The organism is Pediococcus inopinatus (assembly GCF_002982135.1).
In the GTDB taxonomy this organism is placed as follows: Bacteria; Bacillota; Bacilli; order Lactobacillales; family Lactobacillaceae; genus Pediococcus; species Pediococcus inopinatus.
The window spans coordinates 1,019,340-1,034,209 of record NZ_CP019981.1 but is presented as its reverse complement, the minus strand read 5'-3'; the positions used below and the strand labels follow the sequence as shown (position 1 = coordinate 1,034,209).

Sequence of the window (14,870 nt, the reverse complement as noted above, 5' to 3'; positions counted from 1 at the left end):
ATGCCAACAATTTACTGTAATCTGCGCAGTTTCTTAATTTTTGCCAGCGGTTACGTATGCTATAATATGCAGAGTTAGCACTGTAATTTTTTACAATCAAGGTGGGTTCTTTTTAATGAAGAAGTTGAGAAATTTAGATTATTTTATTTTAGTTCCGTACATCGTTCTATGCGTCTTTGGGATTATCATGGTGTATTCTTCAAGTGCTGATTACTATATTATTAATGGTATTCGCGCGACCAGTTATCTTTTTCGGCAGATGGCTTATACAATGGTAGGAATATTAGTGGCTGGAATTGTGTTTAGCTTAAAACTAAGCAAATTGCGAAGCCCGACTTTCCTTAAAATATTTGCGGTCCTCATGCTGTTTTCATTTATTTATTTGATCTTTTTTGGAACCGAAATTAATGGTGCCAAAGGGTGGATTTCGCTTGGACCAGTTAACATCCAGCCAGCCGAAGTGGCCAAGGTCTTTTTGACCCTTTATTTAGCTGATATGCTTTCCAAACATAATGACAGACTAACGGCGGATCCTAAGAAATACTATCGCGCTCCGTTAACAATGGTTTTTGTGTTTGTACTGGCCATTTTCCTACAACACGATATGGGTGGGGCCACGATCAATTTTGCGATTGCTCTAATCATCTTCTTTGCCAGTGGCATTGATTATCGCAAGGGAATTGGCACAATTTTGTTAGGTGTTTCCGGATTTATGTTTGTGATTTTACCCTTACTATCGCGGATTAATGTCAATACAAAAAATTATATGCTCCAAAGAATTGTTGGTTTTGCGCATCCATTTGAATTAGCGAAAGGTGCCGGCAATCAACTGGTGAATTCCTATTATGCTTTGGGTAACGGGGGCGTTTTTGGAGTTGGACTAGGAAATAGTATCCAAAAAAAGGGGTACTTACCAGAAGCTAATACCGACTTTATTATGGCGGTAGTTTCTGAAGAACTCGGGTTGGTTACCGTTAGTTTGATTCTAATTTTGTTGCTGGTGATTGTAGGCCGGACAATCTGGCTTGGTATTCATGCGCAGCAGATGTATGAAACGCTCGTTTGTTACGGAATTGCAACTTATTTGACAGTCCAAACGGTCTTCAATATCGGTGGGGTTACCGGAATTTTACCGATTACCGGAGTCACTTTTCCCTTCATTAGCTATGGGGGATCAAGTATGTTGGTCTTGTCAGTAGCGATGGGGATTATTCTAAATATTAGTGCAAGTGTTCAAAGAGAACGCGTTGCAACTTTACAATTAATTAAAGAAAATTAGTTTGGAGGGGTACTCATGAAAAAAGTTTTGGTAGCTAATCGCGGCGAAATTGCCACGCGAATTTTTCGTGCTTGTAAGGAACTATCTCTACAAACAGTGGCCATTTTTGCCAAGGAAGATGCGCTTTCGGTGCATCGTTTCAAAGCGGATGAAGCTTATCTGGTAGGCGCTGGTAAAAAGCCAGTTGAAGCCTATTTAGATATTGAAGATATTATTCGAATTGCGAAAGAAAATGACGTGGATGCCATTCATCCTGGTTATGGTTTTTTATCGGAAAATGAAGAGTTTGCGCGTCGTTGTGAAGAAGAAGGATTAACTTTTGTCGGGCCGAAAGTGGCCCATTTACATATGTTTGGCGATAAACTAGAAGCTAAATCAGTTGCAGAAAAAGCGGAAATTGCTACGATCCCTGGGACTAAAGATCCAGTGGCTAGTTTTGCACAAGTCCAAGCTTTTGCTAAGAAACACGGCTATCCGATTATGTTGAAGGCCGCTTTGGGTGGCGGTGGCCGCGGCATGCGAATTGTCCGTGAGCCATCAGAGCTGAAAGAAAGCTATGAGCGTGCCAAAAGTGAAGCCATGCAGTCATTTGGTAGCGATGAGATGTACTTAGAAAAATATTTACAATCACCCAAACACATTGAAGTGCAAATTCTAGCTGATCAATTTGACAATGTTTTGCATTTATTTGAGCGCGATTGCTCAGTACAACGCCGTAATCAAAAAGTCGTAGAAATTGCCCCAAGTGTGACGTTACCTGAAGCTTTACGAAAACGCATTTGTGATGCTGCGGTCCGATTAATGCAGTCGGTTAATTATGTAAACGCGGCGACGGTGGAGTTTTTAGTGGAGAAGGATCAGTTTTACTTTGTGGAAGTGAACCCCCGGGTGCAGGTAGAACATACTGTGACGGAATTGATTACCGATCGTGATATTGTTCAATCTCAAATTTTAATTGCGCAAGGCAAAAACTTATTTACAGATCTTCATTTTCCTCAACAAAAAGATTTAACGTATCAAGGGGCTGCCATTCAATGCCGGATCACGACTGAAGATCCGACTAAGAATTTTATGCCGGATACCGGAACAATTGAAACCTATCGTTCTCCCGGTGGTAATGGGGTCCGCTTGGATGTCGGAAATGCCTATACCGGTGCGGTTATCACACCATTCTTTGATTCTTTATTAGTGAAAGTTTGTGTCCATGACAGCAATTTTAAGAATACGGCTAAAAAAATGCTCCGAGTTTTAGACGAATTCATGATTAGCGGTGTTCACACAAACATTGGCTTTTTAAAAAATGTGATCAGTCATCCTGTTTTCCAATCTGGAGAAGCAACGACCACGTTTATTGATGAAACACCAGAGCTTTTTGAAGTTGCTAGTGACATGAACCCAACCAATAAATTGCTTACCTACATTAGTAAGGTAACTGTGAATGGCACGGATGGTGTCCAACGGCACGAAAAGAAATATTATCCGGAGGCTTTAGAAAAAATTCAGCTTATCCCGCAAACTGTGGAAACCGGCAAAGATATTTTGGACTCAAAAGGGGCTGTGGGGCTTCAAAATTGGATTGCGGATCAGGAACAATTATTGTTGACTGATACCACATTGCGAGATGCTCATCAGAGTCTATTTGCAACGCGTATGCGAACGCACGATATGTTGCCGATTGCCAATCAGATTGACCGGGGAATTCCCCAGTTGTTTTCTGCTGAAGCTTGGGGTGGCGCAACTTTCGATGTTGCCTACAGATTCTTGCATGAAGATCCCTGGGTTCGGCTCCATGAATTAAGAAAACGGATGCCTCACACACTGTTACAAATGCTTTTCCGTGGGAGTAATGCGGTCGGTTATCAAAACTATCCGGATAATGTTATTCAGGAATTTATTCAACTGGCTGCCAAAAATGGCATTGATGTTTTTCGGATTTTTGATAGTTTAAACTGGGTACCACAGCTGGAAACAAGTATTCAGGCGGTCCGGGACACTGAAAAAATTGCAGAAGCAACGATGTGTTATACCGGCGATATTTTGGATGGTCACCAGCAAACGTACACGTTAAAATACTACACCGATTTGGCAAAAGAATTAGAACAAGCTGGTGCACAGATGCTAGCAATCAAAGATATGGCAGGTGTATTAAAGCCAGAAGCTGCCTATCGCTTAATTAGCACGTTGAAAGAAACTCTGACAATTCCCATTCATTTGCACACCCATGACACAACGGGGAACGGCATTGCAACCTACTTGAGTGCTGCTAAGGCTGGTGTCGATATTGTTGATGTTGCCGCAAGTAGTTTGTCAGGAACAACTAGTCAACCAAGTATGAGCAGTCTGTACTATGCAATGGCTGGAACGAAACGCCAGCCAACGATTAATAGCCAAAACGTGGAAGAAATTAATCGCTACTGGAAAGGGGTTCGACCGTTTTATCAAGATTTTGAAAACGGGATGACCGGTTCTCAGACTGATATTTATCAAACGCAAATGCCAGGTGGCCAGTATTCTAATTTACAACAACAAGCGCAGGCCTTCGGATTAAAAGGGCGCTTTGAAGACGTTAAACGTGCGTATCGTCAGGTTAATCAGCTATTTGGTGATATTATCAAGGTAACGCCTAGCTCTAAAGTTGTGGGTGATATGGCGCTCTTCATGGTTGAAAATGGACTTACACCAGATGCAATTCTGGAACAGGGTGAGCACCTTGATTTTCCTAAATCGGTCGTTGATTTCTTTGCGGGCAATTTAGGCCAACCTGTAAATGGGTTTCCTAAACAACTGCAAAAATTAGTTTTGAAAAATCAGCTTGCCATTAGCGTGCGCCCAGGTAGTTTAGCGAAACCAGTTGATTTTGTGGCGTTTAAAAAAGTGTTAGATAAAAAATTGAAACGAGAGACTACTCCAGAAGAGGTAATTAGTGCGATTCTTTACCCGAAAGTTTTCGAAGACTTTGATAAGTTTGAAGAGACCTCGGGGCCTGTGACGCAACTAGATACACCAACGTTTTTCCAAGGAATTCGGCGTGGGGAAACAGTTGACGTGGAAGTGCATCACGGCGTGCATTTGATTATCAAACTTAATCAAATCGGTGAAGTAGATGAACAAGGGCGCCGGACGTTGTATTTCGAAGTCAATGGGCGTAAACAAGATATTGTGGTGCGCGATTTAAGTATTCACGAAACAGCGATCACCAAACGAAAAGCTGAACCAACCAATAGTAATGAAATTGGGGCGACGATGAGTGGCTCCGTACTGAGTGTGAGCGTGGCAGCAGGAGATAAAATCAGTAAAGGGACTAATTTATTGGTTACTGAAGCCATGAAAATGGAAACGACAATTCAAGCGCCGTTTGACTGTGTGATTAAACACATTTATGTGTCGGCCGGTGACGTTGTGGACACAAATGATTTATTGATTGAAATTGCGCCACAAAAATTGTAATCTAGGAGGCTTTTTGATGGAATTTAAACTTCAGCCGCGAGAAAGCATTATCGTTACTTTAGGTAATATGCGCCAAGTAAAGCAGTTAAAAAAATTTGGTATTTTATATTTCGTTTCAAAGAGCATGAAGTATGCCGTATTGTATACAGATCAAGATAAGGCAGAGCAAGCTTGTACAGCGATTGGCAAGCTCTCTAGTGTGAAACGCGCCGAAATTTCACCGCGCGCAGCCTTGAGAACCAACTATGATGATGCCGAAAGTACAGACTATAAACGAACAAACGAAGATTAGGTGAGATAAATGCGAGTTGTATCTGGAGATTTTGGGGGCCGCCGACTAAAGGCAGTTCCAGGAGTAAAGACGCGTCCAACTACGGATAAAGTGAAGGAATCCATTTTTAATATGATTGGACCCTATTTTGATGGGGGGATGTCATTAGACTTGTTTGCTGGAAGTGGTGGATTAAGTATTGAGGCTGTTTCTCGCGGAATTGATACTGCCGTGCTGGTTGATAAGCAGTGGCAGGCCATCCAAACAATTGAAGAAAATTTCAAGGTGACGAAGGCTGATGACCAGTTCAAAATTATTCGCCAGGATGCCAAAATTGCTCTGAATATTTTAGCAGACCAAGGGAAAAAATTTGATTTAGTATTTTTAGATCCGCCTTATAAATTACAAAAAATTACCCAAAATATGGCAAAAATGGTAAGCCTAAGCTTGCTAAACGCCGGTGCCATTTTGGTTTGCGAAACTGATCAATTTGCGAAGCTGCCAGAGACGTTGCCAAACTTTAAACTTTGGAAGCGCCAGGATTATGGCATTACAGAAGTGAGCATTTACCAATTTGACGAAGTGGGTGAGTAAATGAAAATTGCAATTTTTCCCGGGAGTTTTGATCCCCTGACAAATGGCCATCTTGATATCATTAAACGCGGAAGTCAGCTATTTGATGAATTAGTAGTCGCAGTGGGCATTAATACCAGTAAAACGGCGTTGTTTAGTACAGACGAAAAAGTTACTCTGATTAAAGAAGCGGTTGACTCACTGCCCAATGTTCGGGTAGTGACGATGCAAGGGCTGACTGTGAATTTATTTAAAAAGTTAGGTGCCACCACCCTTGTTCGGGGATTGCGGGATGAAGCTGATTATCGGTATGAACGTCAGATTGCCCAAATGAATCATCAGATGGATAAAAAAGTCGAGACGATTTTTTTGATGGCCCGGCCTCAGGATACGTATGTTGCTTCAAGTATTATCAAAGAAATTGCCAAAATGGGTGGCGACGTTTCGCAGTTTGTTCCCCAAAATGTCAGTGAACCATTAAAAGCTAAATTTAAGTAGGGATGATGTCGTTTGCAGAAATTACGTAAATTTTTAAAAAGGATTTGGCCCTTTCTTGTCGGAGTCGTTGTTTTATTAGTCCTTTTGTTCTTACCGTTACCTTTTTATGTAGAGGGTCCCGGAACGGCGGACCAATTGAGCCCGTATGTGCGGGTCAATCATCAAAAAGATACCCAAAAAGGTAGTTTCCGGATGACGACAGTTTCGATTGCGCAAGGCACACCGGCACTATATATTTATGCCAAACTGATGCCAAATTATGAAGTGGCCTCCGTTAGTGAAATAACGGGTAATCAAAATAATGCAACGTATAATAAAGTCCAAACTTTTTATATGAAGAGTGCGGTAAACCAAGCGATTTATGTGGCGTATAAACAGGCCCATCAGGAAGTTAAGGTTCAGTTTAAAGGAATTTATGTGCTTGAAATCGAGAAAAATTCGCAGTTTAAAAATGCCCTAAAAGTTGGTGACACGATTACTAAAGTTAATGGCCAACGGTTGGTTAGCGCTGAGGATGCCGTGAAAAAAATTAGTAGTCAAAAAGTTGGAGATCGACTGACAATCACTTATCAGCATAATGGTAAGATAAAGACTACTTCTGGAAAGCTCGTTAAATTATCAACGGGGAAACCTGGGATCGGCATTGGCTTAACTGATAATAACAAAGTTACCACTAAAGTTCCTGTTTCCATTGATTCCCATGGTGTTGAAGGCCCCTCGGCTGGCTTGATGTTCACTTTACAAATATATAGTCAGTTAACTCAGAAAAATTTGCGTAAAGGGCGTAACATTGCTGGAACCGGAACAATTGCCACAGATGGGACCGTGGGTGAAATTGGTGGGATTGATAAGAAAATTGTTGCTGCCAAAAAGGCAGGTGCCACAATTTTCTTTGCGCCTTATGTGAAACCGACGAAATTAGTGGAAAAGTATGAACCAGATCATCTCACAAATTATCAATTAGCTAAAAAGACCGCTAAAAAAGTTGCACCAAATTTAAAAGTGGTGCCTGTAAAAAACTTTAGCGATGCGGTAAAGTATCTAGAAACGCATAATTAAATAGGTTATGAAGAGATTTTTTTAAAAGTTATCGAAAAGCGATAATAAATAAAAAAAATCTCTTTTTTTGTCGTATCTTCTTAAAGAGGGGGATGAACGACTGTGATCGAAGAAATTTGGGAGAATTATAAAAAATATATTATTATTGGTGCTGGCGTGGCAGTGATTGCGATCGGAGCTTTTATCTTATTAGGAAAAAGAACCTCAACAGGCCAATCAGATGCGATGACCATGAATAGCAGCCAAGAGTCATCAGGCACGCAAAGTTTTTCAAGTAGTGCTAGTAGTTCGGAAGTAGCGCCGGCAACGACAAATACAGGATCAACTGTGGCTTCTAGTAGCCAAGTAATTTATGTGGACGTTAAAGGAGCAGTTAAACATCCTGGCATTTTTAAAGTAAAAACTTCTATGCGGGTAGATGATGCGATTAATTTAGCAGGTGGGATGCAAAAAACTGCAGATCGAAAGCACATTAATTTGGCACAGCGGTTAACAGATCAGCAAGTAATCTATGTCCCAATTCGCGGTGAGATCAAAGGGGCAGCTACAGGAACGGTTGATACGGAAGTAGTTGAAGAATTCGCGGGAAGCGCCTCATCTGGTGCGGCTAACAGTGCTGGGGAAATAAGTGATAGTTCGACGTCTGCAACAAGTGCAGGAGGAGCAGCTGCCGGCAACGGGACAGTGAATTTGAATAGTGCCACTAAAGAACAATTACAAACATTGACTGGAGTCGGCGAAAAGAAGGCAGACCAGATTATTCAGTATCGAGAAGCACATGGTAAATTTAAAGGTGTTGAGGAATTAAAAGAAGTGCAGGGAATTGGCGATAAAACATTTGAGGCTTTAAAGCCACAATTGAGTGTGTAGGTTATAATAGGGTATTGTATATTTTACTAAAAGGGAGGAAAAATCATTATGAGTGATAAAAGAATTCCGTGGGATCAATATTTCATGACGCAAGCTGCATTACTATCCTTAAGAAGTACTTGTAATCGACTTTCTGTTGGAGCAACCATTGTGCGAGACAAACGCATCATTGCCGGGGGATACAACGGATCCGTTGCTGGAGACACACATTGTATTGATGAAGGATGTTATTTAGTAGATGGGCATTGTGTTAGGACGATCCATGCGGAAATGAATGCTATCTTGCAGTGTGCCAAATTTGGCGCGGCTACTGAAGGTGCTGAAATTTATGTGACTGATTTTCCTTGTCTACAATGTACCAAAATGATCCTTCAAGCAGGGATTAAAAAAATTCATTATTTACGTAATTATCATAATGATCCCTATGCCATGAGCCTTTTAAAACGAATGCACATTGAAGTACAACACGTTAAATTTACTGATGACGAAATAGCTGCCATTTCGATGGAAAAAGTTCTTAATCAAGACTAATCGCGAACCTTTCCCGTGGATTTTTATTGCGGTTTTAGCTATTCTTCTCGATGCTGTAATTACTAGTAAATTATGGTTTTTCTTAATTTTTACGAGTTATTGGATTTTTCGGATTTTTTGTTTGCATAGTAAGCGAATTGCCGTTTACACGATTTTAGCAGGAATTGGAATGAGCTTACTTTTTGTAGGCCATAAGGTTGTGCTGACTAATAGAATTCAGCTCAATCAAGCAGACTGGCGAGGAACAATCTTAGTTCAACCGGACGAGATCAAATGTCAGGGTGACTATTTTCAATTTACAGGAGCTGATGCTAACAAGCATCATTTACAAGTTTCAGGCTATTTAAAATCGGCTGCAGAAAAAAAGCGGCTCGAAAAAATTAACCGACCGATTCAGCTGGCAGTTAACGGCCAGCTACAAACGATCGATCAACCAGGCAATCTCAATCAATTTAATTATCGGACTTATTGCTATTCCAAGGGAATTACTAATTTATTAGGCAAGACCACTATTATAGGATGGCAGGAATACAAGGCTACCAATCCGTTAACTTGGGTGCTAAATTGGTTACATATTCTACGCAATAACATGCGGAAATATTGTGAGCAATTGCCTAAATTAATGAAAACTTACGCGCTAAGTCTTTTGATTGGCTTTAAAGACGAGGAATTTTCAGAGGATATGGAGGGTGTGACAACGCTTGGCCTGTTGCATTTATTTAGTTTATCAGGCCTCCATGTTTTCTATTTTTGCTGGTTATTACGGCGCCTCTTCTTACGAATGTATATAACAAAAGAAACAACATCCTTGTTACTTTTGTTATTGCTCCCTGCGTTTTTAGTGATTGGGGGTGGATCAGGCAGTCTGTTTCGTTCCATTATGATGGCGGAATTGGGGATGCTTGGAACAAAGCTCGGCAGACAACGTGTCCAACTAAACGTGTGGAGTGTGACCCTGTTAGTAAATCTTATGTTTGATCCGTATGTAATTTTAAGTATGGGTGGTCAGCTTAGTTACCTATTGTCCTTTTTGCTTATTTTCATTGGTAATTATTCGTCCTTTAAACGGGCCTGGGTTCTAAATATCGCGAGTTTACCCATTATCTTATTTCATACGTATCAATGGCATTTACTGACGTCGTTTGCTAATTTCTTGATCATTCCCATTTTCTCGAATTTTGTGATGCCGCTTGTGATATTAAGTGCCGCTACTTATTGGTTTATTCCTCAATTAACGAAAGTGCTTAATCTAGGATTGAGTCTGTTTCATTACTTAGTGACGGCATTGAGTCATGTGCCGGGACAAATTGTTTTTGGAAAATTGTCACTGGAGTTTACGGTTATTTTATTGGTGGTGTCATTAGGCTGGATTGCTTTTCCACGTTTAAAAAAATATTTTACTTTTACTCTAATAACCTGTTACCTTGGTGGATTTATTTGGATTCATTTTCCGTTGCATGGTGAAGTAACATTTGTGGATGTAGGACAAGGTGATAGTATTATGATTCGGACGCCGTTTAATCGATCAGTGACGGTTATTGATACCGGCGGGAAAGTAGGATTTCTAAAACCAGATTGGGCGCAGGGCCCGCCTAAAAGGCATCTGCCACCGGTTTTAAATTATTTACATAGTCTGGGCATAGCTAGAATTAATACGCTATGTTTGTCACATCAAGACGCGGACCATGTGGGAGATTCCGGAGTTTTGCTCTCAAAAATGACCGTAGAACAGGTAGTTATTCCAAAAGGAATGGAGAATTCCCGTGGGTTTCAATCAAAAGTTCAGCCTTTTCTAGGGCGGGCTAAAGTAACGCCAGTTCTAGCAGGGCAAAAAATAAAAAACTTACCTTTAGAGATTGTCCATCCGTTTGTGGCAGGAAAAGGTGAGAACCATGATTCGCTGACTCTGTGGGGGAAGCTAGGATCTGACACTTTTATTTTTAGTGGCGATTTGGACCAGGCGGGAGAAAAAGATATTATTGCTACTTATCCTAATCTACAGGCAACCATTGCTAAATTGGGACATCATGTCAGTAAAACTGCTTCTGCAGAAGAATATTTAAAGCAAATTCATGTTAAAATTGGAGTTATATCAGCGGGGAAAAATAATCATTATGGTCATCCCAACCCTGAAACGCTAACTACGCTAAAGAAGTTAGATATTCAATCGTTATCAACAATTGAAGAAGGGATGATCAGTTATCGGTTTACAAACCGAGGATTTACAAACTGGCGTTTCGTACGGAGGAATTATGAAAAAGATCCAATACACTGAACTTTTAAAAAGATTGACTGCACACAAAGTGGATTCCATGTATTTAATTTTGGGAAAGGAAAACTATCTTGAACAGCAAATTCAAGAAGCCTTCCAAAAACTTGTGCCTGAAGAAGAACGAGAGATGAATGTGGCTAGTTACGACATGGAAGTCACACCCTTGGGAGCTGCTTTGGATGATGCAACTTCCGCGCCTTTTTTTGGAGAGCGACGCATTATTTTTGTTAAGAATCCGTATTTCTTAACTGCTGAGCGACATAAGGGTGGTCCGGTTCATGATGTTGATGGTTTACAGGCTTATTTAGATCGGCCAGTTGAAACCTCTGTTTTAGTCTTTCTTGCGAGTTATGAGAAGTTGGATGGGCGAAAGAAAATTGTCAAAACCCTCAACAATCAAGCCATAACAATCCAAATCGGCAATCTAAATCAAAACCAAGTCAGTCAATTAGTGACAGCTAAACTTGAAGAAAATCAATATTCGATTGCTTCAGAAGCCTTGGAACAGTTGTTGTTTCGAACCGATTCTGATCTAAGCAAGATGATGAATGAGTTGCCTAAATTGATGTTATATAATGTCAAGGAACGAACAATTACAGTTGAATCAGTTGATGCACTTGTTTCAAAAAGTTTGGACCAAAATGTTTTTGATTTGAGCAATGCAGTTTTGCAGAAAAATTCAAAGCAAGCTATTGATATCTATCAAAGCTTGATCACCCAACAGGAACAACCACTTCGAATCAATGCTGTATTGGTTAGTCAATTTCGCTTATTATTACAGGTCAAAATTTTGCAGAATCAGGGATCCTCTCAAGGAGACATTGCCGGAACTTTAAAAGTTCATCCATATCGAGTTAAATTAGCAATGCAGACTAGTCGGCATTTTTCAATGAATGATCTGACGATGGGATACACCGGTTTGATAGATTTAGATTTACAGTTAAAATCTACTCAAAAAGATCCCGAATTGTTGTTTGAGCTGTTTTTACTCCAATTTGTTGATCAAAAGATTGCATAAAAATAGGTATTATAAAAGCCCGGAGATAAAATATCCCTGGGCTTTTATAATATTCATAAATTATTTAGCAAGTTGTTTTGTTAAACGTGATTTTGTACGTGCGGCTTTGTTAGCCTTGATTAAGCCTTTTGTTTTGGCTTGGTCAAGTTTGCTAATTGCTGAAAGGTATAAATCTTGTTTATCGTCAGCGCCATTAACAGCAGCTGCTTCGAACTTCTTAACGGCTGAACGTAAATTACTTACTTGTGATTGGTTACGTAAAGCTGCTTTTTCATTAGTCTTTACACGCTTCATTGCGGATTTAATAACTGGCATTTGATTCACCTCCACTAATCTGAAATTAATACTACAACAAGTGTTATTATACAGAAGACAGCAATTGAATGCAATAAAAAATCGTCAAGTAATTTTACTTGATAGGTAAAACTTGGATTTTTGCGGGCTTTACAGACCTAAATTAAGGTAAAACTTGTATTTTGGATTTGAATTAGGTATGATATAACATGTGCCTAGCGCACGAACCCATACTTGGTTTTTCGAAACACCAACGAATTACCCAGTTTCGGGCAATATAAAAAAAGGGGTGAAAAAAATGGCAATTTCACAAGAAAAGAAAACTGAAATCATTAAGAAATATGCTCGTAAAGATGGTGACACTGGTTCTACAGAGGTCCAGGTTGCAGTTTTAACAGCAGATATTAATGAAATCAATGCACATTTAAGTGTTCATAAAAAAGATTTTCATTCACAACGTGGTTTGATGAAGAAGATCGGTCATCGTCGTAATTTATTAGCATACTTACGTCGTACAGATATCAAACGTTATCGTGACTTGATCCAATCATTAGGTTTACGTCGTTAAAAAGAAAAAAGTGGGAGCTTCGGCGCCCACTTTTTTTGTACCCAAAATTTCGAAGCATTTCAATAAAAAATCAAAATATAGACTAAAATCATTTGTTTCTCTCATGTTTAAATACTTGAAACGCAACTCTTACTATAAAATGTGGTAAACTTAAAACAGTTTATACGTCGAGACAGAAAAAAGTTTAAAAACACAATAAGCGTGTGTTTCGTTAGGTAGATAGAATTTATAAGTTCAAACAAGTTACAAATAGAGTTTGATTGAATTTGTACTTGGCAACCGAAAATTCATCTAAAATGACACTCTAGGGTTTTAATTTAACTATGAGATTTTATGAATTTCATAGGCTATTAAGAAATCAGAGTATTTTGATAGATAGACAAGTAAAATAATGAAAGTAATTAAAATTTTGAGGTGGAATAAATGAGTAATAGTATTAAAATAATCCCATTCAGTGGGGTTCGTGAGAATGGCAAAAATATGTATGCCGTTGAAGTTAATGATGCCATTTATATTTTGGATTGTGGCTTGAAGTACCCGGAAAACGAGTTATTAGGAATTGATGTCGTCATTCCTGATTTTTCGTATTTGGAAGATCATAGTGACAAAATTGTGGGTGTTTTCCTTACCCACGGTCACGCAGATGCGATTGGAGCATTGCCTTACTTTTTAGACAAATTTCCAGTGCCTGTATTTGGGTCAGAAATGACGATTGCACTAGCTAAATTAAACGTTGAAAAAGATCCTAAATTAAAGCAATTTAGTGATTTCCATATTGTTACCGAGAAAATGGAAATTGATTTTGGTGACGTGACAGTTGGTTTCTTTAGGACAACCCATTCAATCCCTGAGTCTTTAGGCATTGTTTTAAAAACACCAGAAGGGCAGATTGTCTACACGGGTGACTTTAAATTTGATCAGACGGCCTCACCAGAATATGCAACAGATTTTGGTCGTTTAGGTCAAATTGGAGCAAATGGTGTCCTCGCTTTATTGAGCGAATCTGCAAATGATGAGAATCCCAAGCCTTCAACTAATGAACGAGATATCGCGAATTATATTCTGGAAACTTTTAAGTACCATCAAGGACGTATTGTGGTGGCCTCAGTAGCTTCGAATATTTTACGGATTCAACAGGTTTTAGACGCTGCTGCGCAATCTGATCGGAAAGTTGTTTTGACTGGTCACGATTTGGAAAAAATTGTAAACACAGCTCTAAGCTTAAATAAATTGCATTTGCCTGATGAAAATATTATTGTGCCGTTCAATAAACTTGCTAGTTTAGACAAAGACCGGACGGTTATTTTAGAGACTGGCAAAATGGGCGAACCAATTAAAGCTCTGCAAAAAATGTCTAACGATCCTGGCAAAGGTGTTCATATTGAAGCCGGAGATTTAGTGTTTATCACAACGACGCCATCCCATGCAATGGAAACCACTGTTGCGAAAACGAAAAATATGATTTATCGTGCTGGCGGTGAAGTTAAGGCGATTTCTGATGATTTGAATGCTTCTGGTCATGCTAGCAAAAATGATTTACAACTGATGATTAATCTTTTGAATCCAAAATACTTAATCCCAATTCAAGGAGAGTATCGGCTTTTAAATACTCATGCGCAGCTTGCTCGTGAAGTTGGTATGGCAGATGACCATATATTCTTAACCCAAAAGGGCGATGTCTTAGAATATAAGAATAATGAAATGCATTTAGGTGAGGGAATTGAAGTTGGTGACACCATGATTGATGGTATCGGTGTCGGTGACATTGGTAACATTGTATTAAGAGACCGAAAGATTCTTTCAGATGACGGGATATTTATCGCGGTTGTAACCATCGATCGCAAAAAGAAACTGATTATTGGCGAACCAAAAGTGACGTCTCGGGGGTTTGTTTACGTTAATAATACCGACCAAGATATTTTGAAGAAGAGTGGCAGCATTGTTACTGAAGCTGTGCAAAATAACCTTGATAACAAAGAATTTGATTGGGGTCACTTGAAACAAGATATTCGAGAAAAAATAAGTCGTTATTTGTTTGAACAAACAAAACGACACCCAGTGATTCTTCCTGTAATTATGGAAGTTAATCAACATCATCATAAAATAGTAAAAAAAGCTCCTGCAAAAGAAGCGTAGAGAATTAACGAAACTGGTAATGCTAGGATAGATGGCATTGCCAGTTTCTTGGTT

The 14,870-nt window shown here is 39.4% G+C and carries 13 protein-coding genes; 12 read left to right on the top strand and 1 reads right to left on the bottom strand.

Annotated elements, in window-relative coordinates:
* Nucleotides 1–115: 115 nt before the first annotated feature.
* The 10 genes from PI20285_RS05245 (at nt 116) to holA (ending at nt 11,818) form a co-directional block, all read left to right on the top strand.
* Complete coding sequence (locus PI20285_RS05245) at nt 116–1,279, top strand: FtsW/RodA/SpoVE family cell cycle protein (RefSeq protein ID WP_057773581.1); 1,164 nt, start codon at nt 116–118, stop codon at nt 1,277–1,279.
* 15 nt (nt 1,280–1,294) lie between these two features.
* Nucleotides 1,295–4,726: a pyruvate carboxylase gene (locus PI20285_RS05240; protein ID WP_057773584.1), complete on the top strand. Its 3,432-nt coding sequence runs from the start codon at nt 1,295–1,297 to the stop codon at nt 4,724–4,726.
* Between the two features lie 16 nt (nt 4,727–4,742).
* Nucleotides 4,743–5,018 carry a YlbG family protein gene (locus PI20285_RS05235; protein ID WP_057773586.1) on the top strand — a complete coding sequence of 92 codons (276 nt, stop codon included), beginning with the start codon at nt 4,743–4,745 and terminating at the stop codon, nt 5,016–5,018.
* A gap of 9 nt (nt 5,019–5,027) precedes the next feature.
* Nucleotides 5,028–5,591: a 16S rRNA (guanine(966)-N(2))-methyltransferase RsmD gene (gene rsmD / locus PI20285_RS05230; RefSeq protein WP_057773588.1), complete on the top strand. Its 564-nt coding sequence runs from the start codon at nt 5,028–5,030 to the stop codon at nt 5,589–5,591.
* Complete coding sequence (coaD, locus tag PI20285_RS05225; RefSeq protein WP_057773590.1) at nt 5,592–6,068, top strand: pantetheine-phosphate adenylyltransferase; 477 nt, start codon at nt 5,592–5,594, stop codon at nt 6,066–6,068. It abuts the gene before it with no gap.
* Nucleotides 6,069–6,080: 12 nt separating this feature from the next.
* Nucleotides 6,081–7,127, top strand: a complete 1,047-nt coding sequence (locus PI20285_RS05220; RefSeq protein WP_057773592.1) for a SepM family pheromone-processing serine protease — start codon at nt 6,081–6,083, stop codon at nt 7,125–7,127.
* Between the two features lie 102 nt (nt 7,128–7,229).
* Nucleotides 7,230–7,997: a helix-hairpin-helix domain-containing protein gene (locus tag PI20285_RS05215; RefSeq protein ID WP_057773594.1), complete on the top strand. Its 768-nt coding sequence runs from the start codon at nt 7,230–7,232 to the stop codon at nt 7,995–7,997.
* 48 nt (nt 7,998–8,045) lie between these two features.
* Nucleotides 8,046–8,528 carry a ComE operon protein 2 gene (locus PI20285_RS05210; protein ID WP_057773596.1) on the top strand — a complete coding sequence of 161 codons (483 nt, stop codon included), beginning with the start codon at nt 8,046–8,048 and terminating at the stop codon, nt 8,526–8,528.
* A 121-nt stretch (nt 8,529–8,649) separates the two neighbouring features.
* Nucleotides 8,650–10,803 (top strand): DNA internalization-related competence protein ComEC/Rec2, encoded by a 2,154-nt coding sequence (locus PI20285_RS05205; protein WP_057773597.1) that lies wholly within the window; start codon nt 8,650–8,652, stop codon nt 10,801–10,803.
* On the top strand, nt 10,781–11,818 hold the full coding sequence (gene holA, locus PI20285_RS05200; RefSeq protein ID WP_057773600.1) for a DNA polymerase III subunit delta: 1,038 nt from the start codon (nt 10,781–10,783) through the stop codon (nt 11,816–11,818). The genes PI20285_RS05205 and holA overlap by 23 nt, the downstream gene beginning before the upstream one ends.
* A 60-nt stretch (nt 11,819–11,878) precedes the next feature.
* On the opposite strand, the gene rpsT is transcribed toward holA, so the two are convergent.
* Nucleotides 11,879–12,133 (bottom strand): 30S ribosomal protein S20, encoded by a 255-nt coding sequence (rpsT, locus tag PI20285_RS05195; protein ID WP_057773602.1) that lies wholly within the window; start codon nt 12,131–12,133, stop codon nt 11,879–11,881.
* A gap of 277 nt (nt 12,134–12,410) precedes the next feature.
* Here rpsT and rpsO point away from each other — a divergent pair, with 277 nt between their 5' ends.
* Both rpsO and PI20285_RS05185 read left to right on the top strand, forming a co-directional pair.
* Complete coding sequence (rpsO, locus tag PI20285_RS05190) at nt 12,411–12,680, top strand: 30S ribosomal protein S15 (protein ID WP_057773603.1); 270 nt, start codon at nt 12,411–12,413, stop codon at nt 12,678–12,680.
* A 423-nt stretch (nt 12,681–13,103) separates the two neighbouring features.
* The gene (locus PI20285_RS05185; protein ID WP_057773605.1) at nt 13,104–14,816 is read left to right on the top strand and encodes a ribonuclease J; all 1,713 of its coding nucleotides are present in this window, start codon (nt 13,104–13,106) and stop codon (nt 14,814–14,816) included.
* Nucleotides 14,817–14,870: the final 54 nt, after the last annotated feature.